Below are 20,230 nucleotides of genomic sequence, written 5' to 3' on the forward strand. Positions count from 1 at the left end.
GTCGGGTTCCGACCGGCCAAGTGAACCGGTGCTTGCCCCTCGGTGAACTCTGGGCGACGAGTGTTCGGACAGGCACCCGGACGGCTGGGAGAGTGTCCGCCGTGCCGCATAACCTGGAGGCATGGACGTGAACGCGGCGGTCGCCGCAGCTGCAGCGATCGCCGGGGTGTGCACCGGTGTGATCGCCATGCTGGCGTTCCGCTGGAGCGAGCGCGACCAGAAGAAACCCACGCGTACGTCCCTGCGGCCCGACAGCGGTACGCCCCTTCCCCCCGGGGTCGACACGGTCCTTTCCGTGCTCAGCTCCTCCGCGGTCGTGCTCGACGAGAGCGACAGCGTCGTCAAGGCCAGCTCCGCCGCGTATGCGCTGGGACTGGTCAGGGGAGGGCGGCTGGCCGTCGAGCCGATGCTGAACATGGCGAGGGACACCCGGCGCGACGGCGAGATACGGCAGGTCGAACTGGACCTGCCCCGGCGCGGCACCGGCCGGGGCGAGGCCCTCGCGGTCTCCGCCCGGGTCGCCCCGCTGGGGTCCCGGCTGGTGCTGCTGCTGGTCGAGGACCTCACCGAGGCCCGCCGCATCGAGGCGGTCCGGCGCGACTTCGTCGCCAACGTCAGCCATGAGCTCAAGACGCCGACCGGTGCGCTGTCCCTGCTCTCGGAGGCCGTCATGGACGCCTCCGACGATCCGGAGGCGGTGGAACGGTTCGCGGGCCGGATGCAGATAGAGGCGACCAGGCTCACCAACCTCGTACAGGAGCTCATCGACCTCTCCCGGGTGCAGAACGACGACCCGCTGGAGGACGCCGAACCGGTCCGGGTGGACGAGCTGGTCGCCGAGGCCATCGACCGCTGCCGGCAGCAGGCCGGCTCCAAGCAGATCACCATGGCCGCGGGCGGCACCGCCGAGCTCCGGATATGGGGCAACCGCGGCCAGCTCGCCGCCGCGCTCGGCAACCTCGTCGAGAACGCCGTCAACTACAGCCCCGCCCGCACCCGCGTCGGCATCGCCGTCCGCCGGGTGGTCGTACCCGGCGGGGACGAGATCGAGATCGCCGTGACCGACCAGGGTTTCGGCATCTCCGAGAAGGACCGGGAACGGGTCTTCGAACGCTTCTACCGCGTCGACCCGGCCCGCTCGCGCGCCACCGGTGGCACCGGCCTCGGCCTCGCCATCGTCAAGCACGTGGCCGCCTCGCACGGCGGGGAGGTCACCGTCTGGAGCTCGGAGGGACAGGGCTCCACCTTCACCCTGCGGCTGCCCGAAGCGGGCTCCGCACGGGACCGGGACCGCACATCCGGCGGCCCGCTCATCGTCAACGGCGACGAGGCGTCCTACCAGGACGCCGCACCCGACACTTTTGATTCGTTCCCTGCCCCGGAGGCTCTTCCGTGACCCGAGTGCTTGTCGTCGAGGATGAGGAATCCTTCAGCGACGTCCTGTCCTACATGCTCCGCAAGGAAGGCTTCGAGGTCGCCATCGCGGCCACCGGACCCGACGGCCTGGACGAGTTCGAGCGCAACGGCGCCGACCTCGTGCTCCTCGACCTGATGCTGCCCGGCCTCCCCGGCACCGAGGTGTGCCGGCAGCTGCGCAGCAGGTCCAACGTTCCCGTGATCATGGTCACGGCCAAGGACAGTGAGATCGACAAGGTCGTCGGCCTGGAAATAGGAGCCGACGACTACGTGACCAAGCCCTTCTCCTCGCGGGAGCTCGTCGCCCGCATCCGCGCGGTGCTGCGCCGCCGCGGGGAGCCGGAGGAGGTCACCCCGGCCGCCCTGGAGGCGGGACCGGTCCGGATGGACGTGGACCGTCACGTCGTCACGGTCTCCGGCGGCAAGGTCGACCTGCCGCTGAAGGAGTTCGACCTGCTGGAGATGCTGCTGCGCAACGCCGGCCGGGTGCTGACCCGGATGCAGCTGATCGACCGGGTCTGGGGCGCGGACTACGTGGGTGACACCAAGACCCTCGACGTCCACGTGAAGCGGCTGCGCGCCAAGATCGAGCCGGACCCGGGCGCCCCGCGGTTCCTCGTGACGGTGCGGGGGCTCGGGTACAAGTTCGAGCCGTAAACCGGCCCACGGCCGCCTGCGGGGGTCATGGATACGGCTGAGGCGCCTCCCGGTCCGGGAGGCGCCTCAGCCGTGTGCGCGTGCGGGGTGTGCGGTCAGCCGTTCGGCTGCGCCGAGTCGGACGCCGCGTCGGTCGGGGTGCCCGAGTCGCTCGCGGAGGCCGAGCCCGAGGGCGTGGTGGACGCGTCCGGGGTCTCGGACGCGGAACCGCCGGCCGACGCCTCGGGCGTCTTCTCCGGCAGCTTCGGCGCCTTCGGCAGCGAGCTGGGGCCGAAGCCCCTGAAGTAGTTGTCGGAGGGCACGACGGACGCGCCCAGCGTGAGGGCGCCGGTCCGGCTGAACTTGAAGACCAGCGGCTGCACGTTGCCGTTCTTCGTGGCCTCGTTGCCGTTCTCGATCACGGCGGACGCGTTGCCCTTGCCGCCGAGGACGACCCGGCCGCCGGCCGGCACCACGACCGGGCCCGAGCCCTTGGCGGCGTGCAGCTGCACGGAGCCGCTGCTGCCCGTCAGGGTGATGGCGTCGAGGGTCTCGGCCTTCGAGCCGTTGTTGAACACCGTGGCGGTGACCACGGCCGGACCGTTGGCGCCGCGCACCGGCTGGGTGACGACATTGGCGTTCTGGATCTTGATGTCGCCGGACGAAGTGGCGGCGTTGTCAGGCCTGACCTCGAGCGTCTGCGCGTTGTTGCCCGCACCACATGCGGAGAGCGCGGCGATCGAGAACGCGATGGCAGTGGCGGCGAGGGCGCCGTGTCGAAGGCTGCGGCTCACGGCGGCGGCAACTCCTTGAACGAGCGGACGTGCGGACGGGGTCGGGCGAGCGGTGTAAAGCCGCCCTAAGGGTGTGTCAGCGGCCAGGTTACCGAGCCCCCGTCCCCGCCCCGCACCCGACCCGCCCCTCACGGGCCCGGGGATCGCGGGCCGTCACGGGGCTGATCATTCGCACGCCGTTCACATAACACGCTTGATCAATTCCGCCGCGCGTTCGCCACGCGCTTCGCGCCGCTGTTCACGTGCCGTGGCGCATTCATTGCGCTTAATCCGCGCGGAGCTTCCACGGCGTCCGGCGTTGATCAATTTCATTGGCCATCGGCACTTACCGCCGTACGGGTGATCGATGCCCGAACGGAGTACGGATTGTTCATCATCCGGAACCCGGCAAAACGGGACTTCTCGTCACTTCCGAGCGGGTTCCGGTAGGTGTAACGTCCGCGTTTCTCCTCGCCCGTACAGCGGCTCCGACCTGCGAATACCGTCCTCCGCGGGCCTTCCGCAGCACGTCCGTGTTGCAGTTGTCAAGCCCCGAGATATGCCCTGACCTGCGAAAACGCCATTCAGGAGAAGCAGTTCTCGTGTTACTCTTGATAGCCACGGAAGGGGTACCTGTCACATGACGTTCAAGGTTGGCGACACCGTGGTCTATCCCCATCACGGGGCCGCGCTGATCGAGGCTATCGAAACTCGCCAGATCAAAGGCGTGGACAAGACCTACTTGGTGCTCAAGGTCGCTCAGGGCGACTTGACGGTGCGTGTACCAGCGGACAATGCGGAGTTCGTGGGTGTGCGCGACGTGGTCGGGCAGGAAGGGCTGGACCGGGTCTTCGAGGTGCTGCGCGCACCGTATGCCGAGGAGCCGACGAACTGGTCCCGACGCTACAAGGCAAATCTCGAGAAGCTCGCATCCGGCGATGTCATCAAGGTCGCGGAAGTTGTCCGTGACCTGTGGCGTCGTGAGCGCGAGCGTGGACTCTCCGCAGGTGAGAAGCGCATGCTCGCCAAGGCTCGCCAGATCCTGGTGAGCGAGCTCGCTCTCGCGGAGAACACGAACGAGGACAAGGCCGAGGCTCTTCTCGACGAGGTCCTCGCGTCCTGAACCGGATCGCACCGGTCGTAAATAATGTGCCGCGGTGCCCGCTGACCAGCCGTTCACACGGTGTGTCGTCGGGCGCTGCGGCATGTCCGGGCGCGGTCATGACGCGGGGCTCCCACGGGGAGGGCGTTCCCTGCGGGGAATCCGGGCAGGAAGGCACGCTCGCGGGACTCCTGCGGGCGGCGCGGCCCGGCGAACCCGGATGTTCTTCGCGAAGCGCCGACGCGTTGGCCTCGTCGACGATCCCCCGGTACTTTGCTCGCGATCTTGTGAAGACGACGTGCGGCGTCGATCCCGAGCGGCCGGGGCGGTACCCGTCTCGCCCGGGGTCACGGAAAGGGTCCCGGTCGGGTCAGGGCGCAGCGCCCGGCTCGCTTGTGGCCATACCCACGTCGGCCGTGGAGACAAACATGCCGATGCTTCGGAGTGCAACCGATGTCTGAACAACCGCGTCCTTACCGCACCGCCGCCGTGATTCCCGCGGCCGGCCGCGGCGTACGGCTCGGCCCGGGCGCCCCCAAAGCGCTCCGCGCGCTGGGCGGCACCCCGATGCTCGTCCACGCCGTGCGGGCCATGGCGGCCTCCCGCCATGTGTCCCTGGTCGTGGTCGTCGCGCCGCCGGACGGCGCTCCTGAGGTGCGGAACCTCCTCGACGAGCACGCCCTGCCCGAGCGCACCGACTTCCTGGTGGTGCCCGGCGGCGAGACCCGGCAGGAGTCGGTGCGGCTCGGGCTGGACGCGCTGCCCGCCGATGTCGCCGCCGTCCTGGTCCACGACGCGGCCCGCCCGCTGGTGCCCGTCGACACGGTGGACGCGGTGATCGAGGCCGTACGGGACGGGGCACCCGCCGTCGTCCCCGCGCTGCCGCTCGCCGACACCGTCAAGGAGGTCGAGCCCGGAGCGCCGGGGGAGCCCGAGCCGGTGCTCTCCACTCCGGTACGGGCCAGGCTGCGGGCCGTACAGACGCCGCAGGGCTTCGACCGCGCCACCCTGGTGCGCGCCCATGAGCAGGTCGCCGTCAGCGGTGAGGGCGCGACCGACGACGCGGGCATGGTCGAGCAGCTCGGCGCGCCCGTCGTGGTCGTGCCGGGGCACGAGGAGGCGTTCAAGGTGACCCGGCCGCTGGATCTGGTCCTTGCCGAGGCGGTACTCGCACGCAGGAGGGCGAACGATGGTTTCTGAGAGCTCCGAGGGGCGCAGCGCACCCGTGATCCCGCTCGTCGGGATCGGCACCGACATCCACGCCTTCGAGGAGGGCCGCGAGCTGTGGTGCGCGGGTCTCCGCTGGGACGGCGAGGGTCCCGGCCTGGCCGGGCACTCCGACGCCGACGTCGTCGCGCACGCCGCGTGCAACGCGCTGTTCTCGGCCGCCGGTCTCGGCGACCTCGGGCAGCACTTCGGCACCGGGCGCCCCGAGTGGTCCGGCGCCGCGGGCGTCACGCTGCTGACGGAGGCGGCCCGCATCGTCCGGTCCGAGGGCTTCGAGATCGGCAACGTCGCCGTCCAGGTCGTCGGTGTGCGGCCGAAGATCGGCAAGCGCCGCGACGAGGCGCAGAAGGTGCTGTCCGCGGCCGTGGGCGCACCGGTCTCGCTCTCCGCCGCCACGTCCGACGGGCTCGGCTTCACCGGCCGCGGCGAGGGCATCGCGGGCATCGCGACGGCCCTGGTCTACCGCACGGGCTGAGCCGGTCGTCGTGGTGCCGACGGCCTGACCTGGGGCTACCCGGAACCCGCGGCCTTGTTGCACATCACTTGCACGTACGCTGATACGGCAATGATGCGGCGCGCAAGGGACGGTGAAGCTCCGGGATGAGCACGACGACGATCGCTCCGGCAGGGGCCAACGCCGACGGGTACGTCCTGCGCACCGCCGGCCCGCAGGACGTCGGCGGGGCCCGGGCCGTCATGCTCGACACCGTCTACCGCGACCTGCGGTCCGGTTACGTACCGCGCTGGCACGCCGACATCATCGATCCTGGGGCCGCCTACCTGGGCCCCGGGCGCTGCACGCTGCTGGTGGCCGAGCATGCGGGCGAGATCGTCGCCACGGGTGCCGTGCGCGACCGGGGCCCCCAGGCGCCGCCCAATCCGCAGTGGGTCGCCGACCGCTTCCCGTCCGGCACCACCGCCCAGCTCTGCCGGATCTACGTCAGGCCGGAGCACCGCAGGCGCGGGCTCGCGCGCCGGATGGTGCGCGAGCTGTGCGCCTTCGTGGCGGACGCCGGCGGGTACGAGGCGGTCTACCTGCACACCGATCCCGCCGTGCCGGGCGCCGAGCCGTTCTGGCGGTCGCTGGCGACGGAGGTGTGCGACGAGCGCGCACTGCCGGGCGGCGGCCAGGGCATCGTCCACTTCGAGCTGCCGTTCCCGGGGGCCGGGCCGCGCGAGGGCGCCGCCGTCGGCGCGGGCGCCACGGTCACCCCGCCCGTTAAATGACAATCATTTTCATATAAGGTCGTTGCCATGCCCACGCCCCGACGCCGTCGCTCCGCGCTGCCGCTGACCCTGTCCGCGACCGCCCTCCTCGTCCCGCTCGCCACCGCCTGCTCCGGCGGCGCGTCCGGCACCGATGGCGCGGCGGACGACGGGAAACGCCTCCGGGTCGTCATGGCCTTCCCGCCCGCCCAGGCGATGTCCCCCTACGGCGACGACGCCGTCACCCTCAGCCGCCTAGCGGTCATCGAGGGCCTCACCGGCCTCGGCCGCGACGGCGCGGCCGAGCCCGCACTCGCCTCCTCCTGGAAGCGGGACAGCGCCAAGGAGTGGACCTTCACCCTGCGCGATGCGGTCTTCCAGGACGGCACGAAGGTCGACCCGGCCGCCGTCGTCCGGTCGCTGAACGCCGCCGAGAAGGCGTCGCCCAAGCCCCGCGTCCTGTCCGACACCGGCATCACCGCGAGCGCGGCGGGTGCCGGCGCCGTACGGATCGTCACCGACGAGGCCGACCCGCTGCTGCCCCAGCGCCTGGCCAACCCCTCCCTCACCATCCTGTCCGCCGCCGCCTACCGCGACGGCAAGGTGAACCCGGCCGGGCACGCCACCGGACCCTTCACCCTCGCCGCGGTCAAGGGCGCCGTCAGCGCCACGCTGGAGCGCAACGACACCTACTGGGGCGGCAGGGCCGAGTCCCCCGGCGCCGACGTCACGTTCGTCGCCGACGGCACCGCCCGTGCCAACGCCCTGCGCACCGACGCCGTCGACGTCGCCGAGTACGTACCCATCTCCCAGGCCTCCCTCCTCGGTGACGGGCTCGTCCACGCATTCCCCTCCGCCCGCACCAACGGCCTCTCCCTCAACACCCGGCACGGTGTCTTCGCCGACCCGGCGATGCGCGCCGCCGCCCGTTCGGCCATCGACTCCGAGGCCCTCGTCAAGGCCGTCCACGAAGGCCGCGCCGACACCGCGCAGGGCCTGCTCGGCCCCGGTGTCCCGTGGGCGGACGCCGCCCGCAAGGCCCCCGTCGGCCGGGCGGCGGCCGCGGACCGGGCGCAGGTGGCGAAGACGAAGGAGATCGTCCTCGCCACGTACACCAACCGGCCCGAGCTCCCCGAGGTCGCCACCGTCGTCCAGCAGCAGCTCACCGGGCGCGGCTTCACCGTCAGGCAGGTCGTCCGCGACTACGCCCAGCTGGAGGCCGACGCCCTCGCCGGGAAGTACGACGCCTTCATCCAGGCCCGCAACACCCTCCTGGACACCGCCGACCCGGTCTCCTACCTCGCCTCCGACTTCACCTGCGACGGCAGCTTCAACATCTCCCAGCTCTGCGACGAGCGCGTCGACGCCGCCGTGGACAAGGCCGCGGGCACCGCCGGGACCGACGCCCGCCACGCCGCCGCCGCGGCCGCCGAGGCAGACGTACTCGGCACCGACGCCCTCGTACCGCTCCTCCACGAACGCTTCGTCCAGGGCTACGACGACAGCCGCGTCCACGGCGTCTCGCTCGACCCGATGGAGCGCACCCTCATCACCGCAGACACCCGCGTCGGGTGACCGGGTGAAGCCCCCGGTGCAGCGGCGGGAGACGCCGGCCCCGCCGCGACGCCCGGCACGCACTCCCGCCGCGCGCACGCGCCGGACGCCGCTCCGCCGCGGGCCGACGCTGCCGGCCGCGGCACTGGCCGGGCGGCTCGCCGCACTCCTCGCGGTCGTCGCCGTCATCGGGCTGCTGCCCCGGCTGACCCGGACCGATCCCGCACTGACGATCCTGCACGCCCGGTACGCCGACCGGCCGCCCACCGCCGAGACCCTCGACGCCATCCGCGCCGACACCGGCCTCGACGGCGGGCCGCTCCACGTACTCGGCGGCTGGCTCGGCGGGCTCCTCCGCGGCGACCTCGGCACCTCCTGGGTCTCCGGGCAGCCCGTCGCCCCCGACGCGATATCCGCCCTCGGGGTGTCCCTGACCCTGATGGGCGTCTCGCTCGCCGTCGCCCTCCTGACCGCCGCCGCGCTCGCCGCCCGCACCCTGAGGCGCGGGGCGCGCAGCCGGATCGTCACCGCCGGGGCCGGCACCGGCGCCGCCGTCCTCGCCGCGCTCCCCGAGTTCCTGATCGCCGCCGTCCTCGCCGCGGTCTTCGCCGTCCGCCTCGACTGGCTCCCCGCCCTCGGCTGGGGCACCCCCGCACAGGCCGTGCTGCCCGCCCTCGCCATGGGCATCCCGGCGGGCGCACTCCTCGGCCGGCTGCTGGACGACGCACTGCCCGCCGCGTTCGCCGAGCCGTGGGCCCGCGCCGCCACCGCGGCCGGCCTGCCCGGACACCGCACCGCCCGCCACGCCCTGCGCCGCACCCTGCCCGGCCTGCTGCCCCAGCTCGGCATGGTCGTCGTCGGGCTCACCGGCGGAGCCGTCGCCGTCGAGACCCTCTACGCCGTCCCCGGACTCGGCTCCACCGCGCTGGCCGCCGCCCTCGCCCAGGACCTCCCCGTCCTCCAGGCCTGCGTCCTGATCCTGCTGGTCCTGGGCACCGCCGCCGGCCTCGCGGCCCGCCTCACCACCCGCGCGCTGCTCGGCCCCGCCCTCCACGACGACGCCCTGCCCGCGCTCGTCCCGCCGGCCGCCCGCGCACGCCGGTCCCTGATCGCCGGCGCACTCCTCCTCGCCGCGCTCTTCGCCGCCGTGACCGCCGCCGGACTCCTGCGCGACCCGCTCCACATCGACGCCGCCGCCCGCCTCGCAGGACCCTCCGCCGCCCACCCCTTCGGCACGGACTCGCTGGGCCGCGACATCCTCGCCCGCCTCGGCCACGGCGCTGCCCGCACCGTCCTGACCGCCGTCGCCGTCTCCGCCGCCACCCTGCTCATCGGCCTCGTCATCGGAGCCGTACGCGCCGGAGCGCTCACCGAGACCGCCAACGCGCTGCCCGCGATCCTCACCGGCCTCGTCGTCGCCGGCATCGCCGGCCCCGGTCCCTGGAGCGCCGCGGCCGCCGTCACCGCCGTGGCCTGGGCGCCCCTCGCCGCCCACACCAGCGCCCTGCACGCCCAGGAACGCGCCGCCCCGCACATGGCCGCCGCCCGCGCACTCGGCGCCGGACCGCTCCACCTGCTGCGCCGCCACCTCCTGCCCGGCGTCCTGCCGCCCGTCGCCCGCCACGCGGTCCTGCGCGTCCCCGCCATCGCCCTGGCCCTCGCCTCCCTCGGCTTCCTCGGCCTCGGCACCGCACCCCCCTCACCCGAATGGGGGCGCATGCTCTCCGAGAACCTCCCCTACGCCGAACGCGCCCCCTGGTCCGTCCTCGCCCCCGCGGCCGCCCTCGCCGCCCTCGGCGCCCTGGCCGTCCTCACCGCGGCGGCGGTACGCGGCGCCGGAAGCGGGAAGCGGGGCGGGGGAGGCGTGGTTGGGGTAGGGGTAGAGGCATCACCGACCCGCTCAGGAGGACGTACGCCATGACCGCCGCACTCTCCCCCGAACTCAAGGCGCTGCTCGACACCCCGGTCTTCGTCACCGTGGCCACCGTCCAGCCCGACGGCAGCCCCCAGGGTCCCCGGTCTGGGTGAAGCGGGACGGCGACGACGTCCTCATCTCCACGACCACCGGCCGCCGCAAGGAACAGAACCTCGCCCGCGACCCGCGCGTCTCCGTCGTCGTCCAGCCCTTCGACGCCCCGTACACGTACGCCGAGATCCGCGGCACCGCCACCCTCACCACCGAGGGCGGACAGGAACTCATCGACGAGCTGTCCCTGAAGTACACCGGCAAGAAGTACGCCGACTTCAACCCCACCTCCGGTGCCGACGACCCCCGCGTCGTCGTCCGGATCACGCCCCGGAAGGTCGTCGGAGCCGTCTGAGCACCCCGGACGATCACCTGTCACGGCTCCGGCCCGCCCGGAGCCGTAACAACTGTCCACGCAATCGCCCAAGGGGTCGCTGGGCACTGGTGCACGCCCACTACCCTTGAGGCGTGACTATTCGCCTGTACGACACCAGCGCCCGGCAGATCCGTGACTTCGTCCCGCTCACAGCGGGCTGTGTCTCGATCTACCTCTGTGGCGCTACTGTCCAGGCCGCCCCGCACATCGGGCACATCAGGTCCGGACTGAACTTCGACATCATGCGCCGCTGGTTCGCCCACCGCGGTTACGACGTGACGTTCGTCCGGAACGTCACCGACATCGACGACAAGATCATCAAGAAGTCGGCCGAGCAGGGCCGCCCCTGGTGGGCCATCGGCTACGAGAACGAGCGCGCGTTCAACGACGGCTACGCCGCGCTCGGCTGCCTGCCGCCCACGTACGAGCCCCGCGCCACCGGCCACATCACCGAGATGATCGAGATGATGCGCGGCCTCATCGAGCGCGGCCACGCCTACGCGGCCGACGGCAACGTCTACTTCGACGTCCGCTCGTTCCCCGGCTACCTGGAGCTCTCCAACCAGGACCTGGACGACCTGCTCCAGCCCTCCGCCGACAACGAGACCGGCAAGCGCGACAAGCGCGACTTCGCCATGTGGAAGGCGTCCAAGCCCGGCGAGCCCAGCTGGGAGACCCCCTGGGGCCGCGGCCGCCCCGGCTGGCACCTCGAATGCTCCGCGATGGCGCACAAGTACCTCGGCACCGTCTTCGACATCCACGGCGGCGGCATCGACCTGATCTTCCCGCACCACGAGAACGAGATCGCCCAGGCCAAGGCCTTCGGCGACGAGTTCGCGAAGTACTGGATGCACAACGCCTGGGTCACCATGTCCGGCGAGAAGATGTCCAAGTCCCTCGACAACTCCGTGCTGGTCAGCGACATGGTCAAGGCCTGGCGCCCCATCGTGCTGCGCTACTACCTCGGCACCCCGCACTACCGGTCGATGATCGAGTACAGCGAGGACGCCCTGCGCGAGGCGGAGTCCGCGTTCGCGCGCATCGAGGGCTTCGTCCAGCGCGTCACCGAGAAGGCCGGCGAGACCGTCGAGCCGGCCGCCGAGGTGCCGCCCGCCTTCGCCGAGGCGATGGACGACGACATGGGCGTCCCGCAGGCCCTCGCGATCGTCCACACCACCGTCCGTCAGGGCAACTCCGCCCTCGCCGCCGACGACAAGGAAGCGGCCGTCGCCCGCCTCGCCGAGGTCCGTGCCATGCTCGGCGTCCTCGGTCTCGACCCGCTCGACGAGCACTGGGCCGGCGAGAGCGACCGCGGCGACGATCTGCACGGCGTCGTCGACACCCTCGTCCGGCTCGTCCTCGACCAGCGCCAGTCCGCCCGCGAGCGCAAGGACTGGACCGCGGCCGACGCCATCCGCGACCAGCTCAACCAGTCCGGCCTCGTCATCGAGGACAGCCCGGCCGGACCACGGTGGACACTCGGCCCGCGCCAGTAGTCCTCCATGTGCCGCCCGGCCCGCCGGGCGGCACACTTTCACTTATACGCATGCACGTCTGAAGCAACGAAACAGGTAGGTCATGGCCGGGAACAGCCAGCGCAGGAACCGCCGCACGTCCAACAAGAAGGGCATGCAGGTCGGCAGCGGCGGTAACCGACGCCGCGCTCTCGAAGGCAGGGGACCGACGCCGCCCGCCGAGGAGCGCAAGAAGCACAAGAAGAACCGCATCGCGACCGCCAAGGCCAAGCAGGCCGCCAACCGCCGTCCCGCGCCCCGCCGCGGCGGCGTCAAGGGCACCTCCGAGATGGTCGTCGGCCGCAACCCGGTCTTCGAGGCCCTGCGCGACGGCGTGCCCGCCACCACGCTGTACGTCCAGCAGTACATCGACAACGACGAGCGCGTCCGCGAGGCCCTCCAGCTCGCCGGCGCCCGCGGCAACATCAACCTGATGGAAGCCCCGCGCCCCGAGCTCGACCGCATGACGAACGGGCTCAACCACCAGGGCCTCGTCCTCCAGGTCCCGCCGTACGAGTACGCGGACCCGCAGGACCTCACCGCCGCCGCCTACGACAACGGCGAGGACCCCCTCATCGTCGCGCTCGACGGCGTCACGGACCCCCGCAACCTCGGCGCCATCGTCCGCTCCGTCTCCGCCTTCGGCGGCCACGGCGTCGTCGTGCCCGAGCGCCGCGCGGCCGGCATGACCGCCGGGGCCTGGAAGTCCTCCGCCGGCACCGCCGCCCGTACGCCCGTCTCCCGCGTCACCAACCTGACCCGGGCACTGGAGGCGTACAAGAAGGAGGGCATCGCCGTCGTCGGCCTCGCCGCGGACGGCGAGCACACCGTCGAGGACCTCGAAGCCCTCGGCGGCCCCGTCGTCATCGTCATCGGCAGCGAGGGCAAGGGCCTCGGCCGCCTCGTCGGCGAGACCTGCGACTACCGCGTCCGCATCTCCATGCCGGGCGGCGCCGAGTCCCTCAACGCCGGTGTCGCCGCCGGCATCGTGATGTACGAGGTCGCGCGCCGCCGCGCCTGATCCGCCACCGGGACGGGCCGCACGGCCCGTCCCGCGGGACCACCCGCCCGGGCGGCGCCCGACCGGCCCCCGGGCCGCCTCCGCACGGGTCACACCGGGGGCGCATCCGGACCCGCGCACGCCCCGGCGCACCCCGCCACCCCCTGTTGACGGGCCTCGGACACTTCGGCACCGTCAAGGCAGTGTCCTAAACACACATCACTCGGTTAGATGAGTGTGGACACCAGAACGCCTCGGTTCGACGAACAACCCGCCCTGAGCATGACCAAGGTGGACTGCGACCCTGCGCAGGTCATCGTCAACCACGCCAGCTTCCGGGTGCAGCTCGCCCCCGGCCAGCGCGCACGGCTGCGCGGTGTGACCCCCGCCGGTGCGCCCAGGATCCCTGCCATGAGCGGCAGCGGAGCCGGCCGCGGCCGGCGCGCCCCCGTCGTGTGGAGCGGCAGGTCCGCCCCCGGCGACCCCGGCGCCACCGGACTCCTCCAGGCCGTCCGGAACTCCACCGCCGGCCGGCCCGACACCGCGTACGACCCCTACGAGCCGTACGCCTCCTACGAGTTCGAAAGCGGCCGCGGCGGCGCCGGCACCCAGGTCATCCCGCGCCTCGAAGAGACCCAGCCCAACCCGGTCGTCACCGCGCCGCAGGGGCCCGGCCGTCCCGGCGGCCCGCTGCTGCCGCCCATGCGCCAGGCCGTGGGCGCCTACGACGCCGTCGAGCCCGGCCGGTACGACCAGGACGGGCCCGACCCGGACGCGTACGACGACTACGCCGACGACATCACCGACACCCGCGGCCGGCGCCAGGGCGCCGACGCCGTCCGGCACGCGTACTACCCCGGCCGCCGCATGAACCTCGGCGTCGTCCTGCTGCCGATGCGCGTCTTCCTCGGCTTCATCTCCATCTACGCCGGCATGGGCAAGCTCTGCGACCCCGTCTACTTCGACGGCGGAGACCGCGGCTCCATGGTCAAGTGGCTGACCTCGCTGCACCCGTGGGCCCTCGCCGGACCCCTGCGCGACTTCGCGCTCTCGCACCCCGTCGGCGCCGGACTCACGATCGCCTTCCTCCAGGTCGTCGTCGGCGTCCTGACCGTCCTCGGCCTCTGGCAGCGCGTCGCGGCCTCCGTCGGCGCCCTGCTGTCCGCCGCCCTCCTGGTGACCGTCAGCTGGCGCACCGTCGCCGTGTACGACGCGCCCGACATCATCTACCTCGCCGCCTGGAGCCCCCTGATCATCGCGGGCGCCCCCGTCTACTCCGTCGACGGACGCCTCGCCGGAGAGGCCTGGCGCAAGCTCGGCCCCCGCTCCGAGATCTGGGACCTCCGCCGCCGCGTCCTGCGCCGGGGCGGCGTCGTCGCCACCGTCGTCGTCGGCCTCACCCTCCTCATCGGCTCCATGCTCGGCGGCGCCGTCCGCTCCTCCGAGGTCGTCACCGTCCCCGGCCCGAACGGCGTCCCGACCAACCAGCTCCCCGGCTCCCCGCTCCCCGGGGAGTCCCGCGGCGGCAAGGCCTCCAAGTCCCCCGCCGGACAGCGGCCCGCGCCCTCCCGCAGCACCGCTCCCCGCACCCCGTCCGCGAAGGCCTCCACGCCCGCCACGGACAGCGTCCGCGAGTCCGGCCAGGCGGCCGGCGCGAGTGCCGGACAGCCCAGCCAGACCCAGGGCACCGGCCCCGGTACCCCGCAGCGGACCACCCCCCAGCAGCAGTCCCCGGCAGGCAGCTCCGGCCCCAGCTCATCCGGCCCCGCCGGCAGCGGCGGCGGTTCGTCCACCGGCGGCACCGCCCCCGGCAGCGGCTCCACGGGCGGCTCCACCGGCGGCGGCGACACCGGTGGCGGTGGTGGCGGCGGCGGTGGTGGCCGCAACCCCATCGGCGGCCTCCTCGGCTGACCCCCACGAGCACGCCGAAGGGGCGGGTACCGGAAACGACTCCGGTACCCGCCCCTTCGGCGTGTGCGCGCTACTGCCCGTCCAGCTCCTTCGCCGCCTCCGTCAGGTCCTTCGCGGTGTCGATGGCCCGCCAGTACGCCCCGTGCGGCAACGGATACCCGGCCAGCCTGCGCTCGCGCGCGAGCCGGGGGAACGTCGTCCGCTCGTGGTCGCCCCGGTCCGGCAGCAGCCCCGTGAACGCGGGGGAGAACACGTACACCCCCGCATTGATCAGATACGGCGAGGGCGGGGACTCGATGAAGTCCGTGATGTGCCCGAACGCGTCCGTCTCCACCGCACCCCACGGAATGCGCGGCCGGGCCAGCGCCAGGGTCGCGGTCGCATCGCGCTCGGCATGGAACGCGGCCATCTCGCGCAACGAGAAACGGGTCCAGATATCACCGTTCGTCGCGTACCAGGGCTGCTCCGGATCGGGCAGCCGGGCCGCCGCGTACTTCAGCCCGCCACCGCGCCCCAGCGGCTCGGACTCCACCACCGTGGTGACCCGCAGCGGCAGCACGGCCTCGGCCAGCCACTCCTGCAGCACCTCGGCGAGATGCCCGCACGACACCACGGCATCGGTCACGCCCTCGGCGGCCAGCCAGGAAAGCTGATGGCCGATGATCGGAGTCCCGGTGCCCGGGATCTCGACCATCGGCTTGGGGCGGTCATCGGTGTACGGGCGCAGCCGCGATCCCTGGCCACCCGCCAGGATCACGGCCTGCGTCGGAAACGTATGCATGCCAGGCACGATATGCCGTGCCCGGCCGGGAGCGGTCAGCTGAACTGCGCGACACCCGAGGCGAAGGAGGTGTCGCAGACGGGCCGCGAGAAGCGGTGCGCACGGGTCGGTCCGTACTGCGCGACGGCCGCCTTGCCCAGGGCCCTGGCGATCGACATGCAGTGCCGGGCGAGCGACGGGCGCCCCTCGACGGCGCGCTGCAGATCCGTCAGCGCGGCACCGGGGTCCTTCTCCTGGAGCTCCAGGAGGAGCTTGTCGCGCAGGATGTCCTGCGGAGCGCGCGGCTTGGCGCGCTTGGAGACGGTCTGCGCGGACGCGGTGAGCATCTGGGCGTCGGAGTTGGAGGCTGCCCACGGCACGGCGGTGACCGCGAGGGTCCCGGACAGGACCATGACGACAGGCAGTACGAATGCGAGAGTTCGGCCGATACGGCGCGCGGTGTGGGTCACGCAGCGAGCGTAGCGGTCAGTGATGATTTGGCGACATTTCGTCACCCTCGCGGGGGACGGTTCGAGTGAGTTTTTCGAATCCCGTGTTGACGACCGGTAGTGAAATGCCCGTTGTGCCGGGGAATTTGCCGCCGCCCGCCCAAACCCCCCAACGCGCGGTGGCCCCGCACGAGAGACGTGCGGGGCCACCGTACAGCGTGCGCGGGATCAGTCGGTGAGGCGCTCACCGGTCGAGGTCGCGAAGACGTGCAGCTCGTCCGGGCGGGGCACGACGTGGAGCTTGGTGCCCTTCTCCGGGACGGCGCGGCCGCCGACGCGGACGACCAGGTCCTTGTGCTCGCCACCGACCTCGGCGGCGCCGTAGACGAAGCCGTCGGCGCCGAGCTCCTCGACGACGTTGACCGAGACGGCCAGACCGGCCGGGGCGTCGGCGGAGTCCTTGGTGAGGGTCTTCGCGGCGGCGCCGCCGTGCTCGACGATGTCGAAGTGCTCGGGACGGATGCCGACCGTGACGGTCGTGTCACCGCGGTCCGCGGCGGCGGTGAGCGCCTCGCGGGAGACCGGGACGACGCTGTTGCCGAACTTCACGCCACCGTCGGTGATCGGGACCTCGACCAGGTTCATGGCCGGGGAGCCGATGAAGCCGGCCACGAAGAGGTTCGCCGGGCGGTCGTACATGTTGCGCGGCGAGTCGACCTGCTGCAGCAGACCGTCCTTGAGGACCGCGACACGGTCGCCCATGGTGAGGGCCTCGACCTGGTCGTGGGTGACGTACACGGTCGTGATGCCCAGGCGGCGCTGGAGCGAGGCGATCTGCGTACGAGTGGAGACACGGAGCTTGGCGTCGAGGTTCGACAGCGGCTCGTCCATGAGGAAGACCTGCGGCTCACGCACGATGGCGCGGCCCATCGCCACACGCTGACGCTGACCACCGGAGAGCGCCTTCGGCTTGCGGTCCAGGTAGTCGGTGAGGTCCAGCATCTTGGCGGCCTCTTCGACCTTCGCGCGGATCTCGGTCTTGTTGATACCGGCGATCTTCAGCGCGAAGCCCATGTTGTCCGCGACGGACATGTGCGGGTAGAGCGCGTAGTTCTGGAACACCATGGCGATGTCCCGGTCCTTCGGCGGCAGGTGCGTGACGTCGCGGTCACCGATGCGGATCGCGCCGCCGTTGACGTCCTCGAGACCCGCGAGCATGCGCAGGGAGGTCGACTTGCCACAACCGGAGGGACCGACGAGGACGAGGAACTCGCCGTCCTCGATGTCGATCTCGAGCTGGTCGACCGCCGGCTTGGTGGAGCCGGGGTAGACGCGGGACGCCTTGTCGAACGTGACACTGGCCATGCTGAATCTTCTCCTCAACCGGCAGGAACGTGCCGGACGATCCGTTGCAAAGGGAGTGGTCTGGTCCACCTGGGTGAACTTCCAGCGACGCTACCTGGCGGTTTGCGATCTGTCAGTAGTTGGAGGTGTGTGAGATTTCTGCGCGGGGCGGGGGCCGCCGTTGGTTACACTGCTCCGGCACGCCTCCTTAGCTCAGCTGGCCAGAGCAACGCACTTGTAATGCGTAGGTCATCGGTTCGAATCCGATAGGGGGCTCGGTGAAACCCCAGGTCACGTGTGCTGTGACCTGGGGTTTTCTGTTGCCTGGACGCGATGGTGGGCCCGAGTGACTCCGCGCAGTACTCGGCGACCAGGGCGGCCACCGCGGCGGGAGCGGTCATGGCAGCGGGTCTCCGTCGAACGGGGCGGCCTCGCCGCTGTGCCGGGCGGCCCGGGGATGGAGGAAGCGGAGCAGTCGTACGCCCTCGGGCTCGGCGTCGTCCGGAAGCTCCGCGCGGACCAGCGGGGTGAGAACGAGCCGGGCGGCCGACCCCTTCTCGCCGGCCGACCAGGTGCCGGCCACCCGGCCGTCGACCAGGTAGGTGGCCGCCACGTCACCGTTGGACCGGTTGACGACGCGGCGCTGGACCTCCGGGTCCATGATCCGGCCGCGGTCGGTGTGGGCGAGCAGCGCCGAGTCCCATTTGGGCAGCAGCCGGAACGGCACCCGGACCCCTTCGTCCGGGTCCATGGCATCCGGCACGTCCAGCAGGTCCCGGCCGTCGGGCCCCTCCAGCCGCTCCACCGGGCCCGCGTACGGCAGACCCGCCCGGACCCGTCCCACGGTCAGGCCCGCGAACTTCGCCGCGTCGCGCAGTCCGGCGGGTCCGTACGCGGTCAGGTAGGCGCGCAGCCAGCGGCCCATCGCCGCCGGGCCGACGAGCTCCGGCGGTTCCCGGTGGCACTGCAGACTCGCCTTGCCGTGGTGTCGCCAGAAGCCGGACGGCGGCGGTTGCACCAGCGGCACCAGGGCGCGGGCGACATGGAGCAGTTCGCGGGGCGTCACCGCGTCACCCGTCAACTCGCCCATGAAGGCGCGCAGTTCTTCGCGCTCACGCGGCTCGCGGGTGAACTCGGCGACCGCGGCCGCGGTCTTCTCGTCCAGGCCCGGACAGCGGCGGCTCCAGTGCTCGGTCGCCTGCTCGCGCCAGATCTCGCCCCAGACCGGATAGTCCGCCCCCGCCACGAGATGCAGGGTGCCGCGCATGAGGGTGGACTTCACCACCGTCGCATCGCGCAGACAGTCCTCCAGTCCGGTGGTGGAGGCTCCGTCCAGCCGTGCCAGCAGGGCGAGATAGGGCGAGGGCGAGTACTGGGCCTGGAGTCCGAGCAGCAGCCGCACCGCCTGCCCGCTCCCCATCGGGGAGCGGGCGAGCAGCAACTGGCGTTCCAGGTAGCGCAGTGTCAGCCGGCGTTCCGTCAGCCGCATGACGGCTTCCTTCGGTTCGGGGCACCTCGTCAGGAGAGGGACGCCTGTGCCAGGTGTTCGGTGCTGTTCCTCGATTTCGCCGGACGCTCAGCCCCGCCCCGACAGCCGGTCCGCGAACTTCGCGATCGGGTCCGTGCCGGGGCGCGGTGAGGTGAGTTCGCGGCGGTCGGCGGTGCGGTAGGCGGCGTACATGCCGTGGACGCCGAGCCAGCGGAGGGGTTCGGGTTCCCAGCGGCGGACGCGGTGGTTGACCCAGGGGAGGGTGGTCAGGTCGGTGGGGCCGGACTGGCCGGAGTCCTGCTGGATGAGGTCGCGCAGGGTGCGGGCGGCGAGGTTGGTGGTGGCGACGCCGGAGCCGACGTAGCCGCCGGCCCAGCCGAGGCCGGTGGAGCGGTCGAGGGTGACGGTGGCGCACCAGTCGCGGGGGACGCCGAGGACGCCGGACCAGGCGTGGGCTATCGGGGTGCCGGCGGTGGTGGGGAAGAGGCGGATCAGGAGTTCGCGCAGGGCCTCGATGGTGGCCGGCCGGGTGCGTCCGTCGTTGTCGGTGGCCGAGCCGTAGCGGTACGGGAAGCCGCGGCCGCCGAGCGCGATGCGGTCGTCGGCGGTGCGCTGGGCGTACATGTAGGCGTGGGCCATGTCGCCGAGGGTCTCGCGGCCGTCCCAGCCGATGGTGTCCCAGACGGCGGCGGGGAGGGGCTCGGTGACGATCATCGAGGAGTTCATCGGGAGCCAGGTGCGCTTCTGGCCCTTGAGGTTCGCGGTGAAACCCTCGGTGCAGCGCAGGATGTAGGGGGCGCGGACCGTGCCGTACGGCGTGATGGCGTGCTTGGGCTTGATCTCGGTGACGGGCGTCGACTCGTGGATGGTGACGCCGAGCGCCTCCACGGTGTCGGCGAGGCCCGTGACCAGTTTGGCGGGGTGCAGGCGGGCGCCGTGCGGGGTCCAGCTGGAGCCGACGGCGCCGGTGACGCGGACGCGTTCGGCGGTCTCGCGGGCGCCGTGCAGGGTGCGGTCGCTCTCGCCGAAGGCGATCTCGACGGAGTGGAAGTCCTTGAGGCGGGCGAGCTGGGCGGGGGTGTACGCGACTTCGAGGACGCCGCCCCGGTGGATGTCGGCGTCGATCTTCTCCTCGGCGGCGACGTCGATGACCTCGGTGACGGTGTCGTTCATCGCCTGCTGGAGGCGGACGGCCGCGTCGTGGCCGTGGAGTTTCGCGTAGCGGTCGCGGCCCGCGATGCCGTTGTAGAGCCAGCCGCCGTTGCGTCCGGAGGCGCCGTAGCCGCAGAACTTGGCTTCCAGGACGGTGATGTTGAGGAAGGGGACGGCCTTCTTGAGGTAGTACGCCGTCCAGAGGCCGGTGTATCCGCCGCCGACGATGCAGACGTCGGCGTTGCTGTCGCCGGGCAGGGGTTCGCGGGGGGCCGGGGTGCCCTGGTTCGCGTACCAGAAGGATATGCCGCCGTTGACGGTACTGACGGTGCTCATGTGTCCCCTGCTGTCCGTG

At 72.2% G+C, this 20,230-nt stretch carries 17 protein-coding genes, 1 tRNA gene and 1 pseudogene; 13 read left to right on the forward strand and 6 right to left on the reverse strand.

All coding sequences use genetic code 11. The features are described from left to right. Nucleotides 1-121 precede the first annotated feature (121 nt). Nucleotides 122-1,396, forward strand: coding sequence for a sensor histidine kinase (locus OG408_RS21520; protein ID WP_266780831.1), 1,275 nt, complete (start codon nucleotides 122-124; stop codon nucleotides 1,394-1,396). Continuing rightward, a complete protein-coding gene (locus OG408_RS21525) occupies nucleotides 1,393-2,073 on the forward strand; it encodes a response regulator transcription factor (protein WP_136201434.1) in 681 nt (226 codons plus the stop codon). Before OG408_RS21520 ends, OG408_RS21525 begins: the two co-directional genes overlap by 4 nt. 95 nt (nucleotides 2,074-2,168) lie before the next feature. Here the strand turns inward: OG408_RS21525 and OG408_RS21530 are convergent, their stop codons facing one another. Then, nucleotides 2,169-2,846 (reverse strand): DUF461 domain-containing protein, encoded by a 678-nt coding sequence (locus tag OG408_RS21530; RefSeq protein WP_285570769.1) that lies wholly within the window; start codon nucleotides 2,844-2,846, stop codon nucleotides 2,169-2,171. A 619-nt stretch (nucleotides 2,847-3,465) separates the two neighbouring features. On the opposite strand from OG408_RS21530, the gene OG408_RS21535 reads away from it, so the two are divergent. From OG408_RS21535 to OG408_RS21580, 10 genes and pseudogenes are all read left to right on the forward strand, one after another. Then, the gene (locus OG408_RS21535) at nucleotides 3,466-3,948 is read left to right on the forward strand and encodes a CarD family transcriptional regulator (protein ID WP_006380568.1); all 483 of its coding nucleotides are present in this window, start codon (nucleotides 3,466-3,468) and stop codon (nucleotides 3,946-3,948) included. A 432-nt stretch (nucleotides 3,949-4,380) separates the two neighbouring features. Then, nucleotides 4,381-5,127, forward strand: coding sequence for a 2-C-methyl-D-erythritol 4-phosphate cytidylyltransferase (gene ispD / locus OG408_RS21540; RefSeq protein WP_266780837.1), 747 nt, complete (start codon nucleotides 4,381-4,383; stop codon nucleotides 5,125-5,127). Beyond that, a complete protein-coding gene (gene ispF / locus OG408_RS21545) occupies nucleotides 5,117-5,629 on the forward strand; it encodes a 2-C-methyl-D-erythritol 2,4-cyclodiphosphate synthase (RefSeq protein WP_266780839.1) in 513 nt (170 codons plus the stop codon). The genes ispD and ispF overlap by 11 nt, the downstream gene beginning before the upstream one ends. Nucleotides 5,630-5,754: 125 nt before the next feature. Further along, the gene (locus tag OG408_RS21550) at nucleotides 5,755-6,381 is read left to right on the forward strand and encodes a GNAT family N-acetyltransferase (protein WP_326671431.1); all 627 of its coding nucleotides are present in this window, start codon (nucleotides 5,755-5,757) and stop codon (nucleotides 6,379-6,381) included. Between the two features lie 27 nt (nucleotides 6,382-6,408). Continuing rightward, nucleotides 6,409-7,935, forward strand: coding sequence for an ABC transporter substrate-binding protein (locus OG408_RS21555; protein WP_326671432.1), 1,527 nt, complete (start codon nucleotides 6,409-6,411; stop codon nucleotides 7,933-7,935). Between the two features lie 124 nt (nucleotides 7,936-8,059). After that, complete coding sequence (locus OG408_RS21560) at nucleotides 8,060-9,835, forward strand: ABC transporter permease subunit (RefSeq protein WP_326674572.1); 1,776 nt, start codon at nucleotides 8,060-8,062, stop codon at nucleotides 9,833-9,835. Continuing rightward, a pseudogene (locus OG408_RS21565) lies at nucleotides 9,832-10,235 on the forward strand (PPOX class F420-dependent oxidoreductase). The gene OG408_RS21560 and the pseudogene OG408_RS21565 overlap by 4 nt, the downstream one beginning before the upstream one ends. Nucleotides 10,236-10,348: 113 nt before the next feature. Further along, nucleotides 10,349-11,752, forward strand: coding sequence for a cysteine--tRNA ligase (cysS, locus tag OG408_RS21570; protein ID WP_326671434.1), 1,404 nt, complete (start codon nucleotides 10,349-10,351; stop codon nucleotides 11,750-11,752). An 82-nt stretch (nucleotides 11,753-11,834) separates the two neighbouring features. Then, nucleotides 11,835-12,791 carry a 23S rRNA (guanosine(2251)-2'-O)-methyltransferase RlmB gene (gene rlmB / locus OG408_RS21575; protein WP_266780849.1) on the forward strand — a complete coding sequence of 319 codons (957 nt, stop codon included), beginning with the start codon at nucleotides 11,835-11,837 and terminating at the stop codon, nucleotides 12,789-12,791. Nucleotides 12,792-13,001: 210 nt separating this feature from the next. After that, nucleotides 13,002-14,681, forward strand: coding sequence for a DoxX family membrane protein (locus OG408_RS21580; protein ID WP_285570781.1), 1,680 nt, complete (start codon nucleotides 13,002-13,004; stop codon nucleotides 14,679-14,681). Between the two features lie 70 nt (nucleotides 14,682-14,751). Here OG408_RS21580 and OG408_RS21585 read toward each other — a convergent pair whose 3' ends face one another. From OG408_RS21585 to OG408_RS21595, 3 genes are all read right to left on the reverse strand, one after another. Continuing rightward, a complete protein-coding gene (locus OG408_RS21585; RefSeq protein ID WP_266780851.1) occupies nucleotides 14,752-15,462 on the reverse strand; it encodes a nucleotidyltransferase family protein in 711 nt (236 codons plus the stop codon). Nucleotides 15,463-15,497: 35 nt separating this feature from the next. Continuing rightward, nucleotides 15,498-15,911 (reverse strand): hypothetical protein, encoded by a 414-nt coding sequence (locus tag OG408_RS21590; protein ID WP_266780853.1) that lies wholly within the window; start codon nucleotides 15,909-15,911, stop codon nucleotides 15,498-15,500. A gap of 207 nt (nucleotides 15,912-16,118) precedes the next feature. After that, entirely contained in the window at nucleotides 16,119-17,255 is a 1,137-nt protein-coding gene (locus tag OG408_RS21595) for an ABC transporter ATP-binding protein (protein ID WP_266780855.1), read from the reverse strand. Nucleotides 17,256-17,436: 181 nt separating this feature from the next. Here OG408_RS21595 and OG408_RS21600 point away from each other — a divergent pair. Next, a tRNA-Thr gene (locus OG408_RS21600) sits at nucleotides 17,437-17,510 on the forward strand. A 121-nt stretch (nucleotides 17,511-17,631) separates the two neighbouring features. On the opposite strand, the gene OG408_RS21605 is transcribed toward OG408_RS21600, so the two are convergent. Both OG408_RS21605 and OG408_RS21610 read right to left on the reverse strand, forming a co-directional pair. Beyond that, nucleotides 17,632-18,723, reverse strand: a complete 1,092-nt coding sequence (locus OG408_RS21605; protein WP_326671438.1) for a winged helix DNA-binding domain-containing protein — start codon at nucleotides 18,721-18,723, stop codon at nucleotides 17,632-17,634. 87 nt (nucleotides 18,724-18,810) lie between these two features. Then, nucleotides 18,811-20,211, reverse strand: coding sequence for an NAD(P)/FAD-dependent oxidoreductase (locus OG408_RS21610; protein ID WP_326671440.1), 1,401 nt, complete (start codon nucleotides 20,209-20,211; stop codon nucleotides 18,811-18,813). Nucleotides 20,212-20,230: the final 19 nt, after the last annotated feature.

It is taken from the genome of Streptomyces sp. NBC_01257 (assembly GCF_035917255.1).
In the GTDB taxonomy this organism is placed as follows: domain Bacteria; phylum Actinomycetota; class Actinomycetes; order Streptomycetales; family Streptomycetaceae; genus Streptomyces.

What these genes read in the sequence shown, in the direction of transcription:
- OG408_RS21520 (WP_266780831.1), top strand. Translation starts at nt 122, where the DNA reads ATGGACGTGAACGCGGCGGTCGCCGCAGCTGCAGCGATCGCCGGGGTG.
- OG408_RS21535 (WP_006380568.1), top strand. Translation starts at nt 3,466, where the DNA reads ATGACGTTCAAGGTTGGCGACACCGTGGTCTATCCCCATCACGGGGCC.
- ispD (WP_266780837.1), top strand. Translation starts at nt 4,381, where the DNA reads ATGTCTGAACAACCGCGTCCTTACCGCACCGCCGCCGTGATTCCCGCG.
- ispF (WP_266780839.1), top strand. Translation starts at nt 5,117, where the DNA reads ATGGTTTCTGAGAGCTCCGAGGGGCGCAGCGCACCCGTGATCCCGCTC.
- OG408_RS21550 (WP_326671431.1), top strand. Translation starts at nt 5,755, where the DNA reads ATGAGCACGACGACGATCGCTCCGGCAGGGGCCAACGCCGACGGGTAC.
- OG408_RS21555 (WP_326671432.1), top strand. Translation starts at nt 6,409, where the DNA reads ATGCCCACGCCCCGACGCCGTCGCTCCGCGCTGCCGCTGACCCTGTCC.
- rlmB (WP_266780849.1), top strand. Translation starts at nt 11,835, where the DNA reads ATGGCCGGGAACAGCCAGCGCAGGAACCGCCGCACGTCCAACAAGAAG.
- OG408_RS21580 (WP_285570781.1), top strand. Translation starts at nt 13,002, where the DNA reads ATGAGTGTGGACACCAGAACGCCTCGGTTCGACGAACAACCCGCCCTG.
- OG408_RS21585 (WP_266780851.1), bottom strand. Translation starts at nt 15,462, where the DNA reads ATGCATACGTTTCCGACGCAGGCCGTGATCCTGGCGGGTGGCCAGGGA.
- OG408_RS21595 (WP_266780855.1), bottom strand. Translation starts at nt 17,255, where the DNA reads ATGGCCAGTGTCACGTTCGACAAGGCGTCCCGCGTCTACCCCGGCTCC.
- OG408_RS21605 (WP_326671438.1), bottom strand. Translation starts at nt 18,723, where the DNA reads ATGCGGCTGACGGAACGCCGGCTGACACTGCGCTACCTGGAACGCCAG.
- OG408_RS21610 (WP_326671440.1), bottom strand. Translation starts at nt 20,211, where the DNA reads ATGAGCACCGTCAGTACCGTCAACGGCGGCATATCCTTCTGGTACGCG.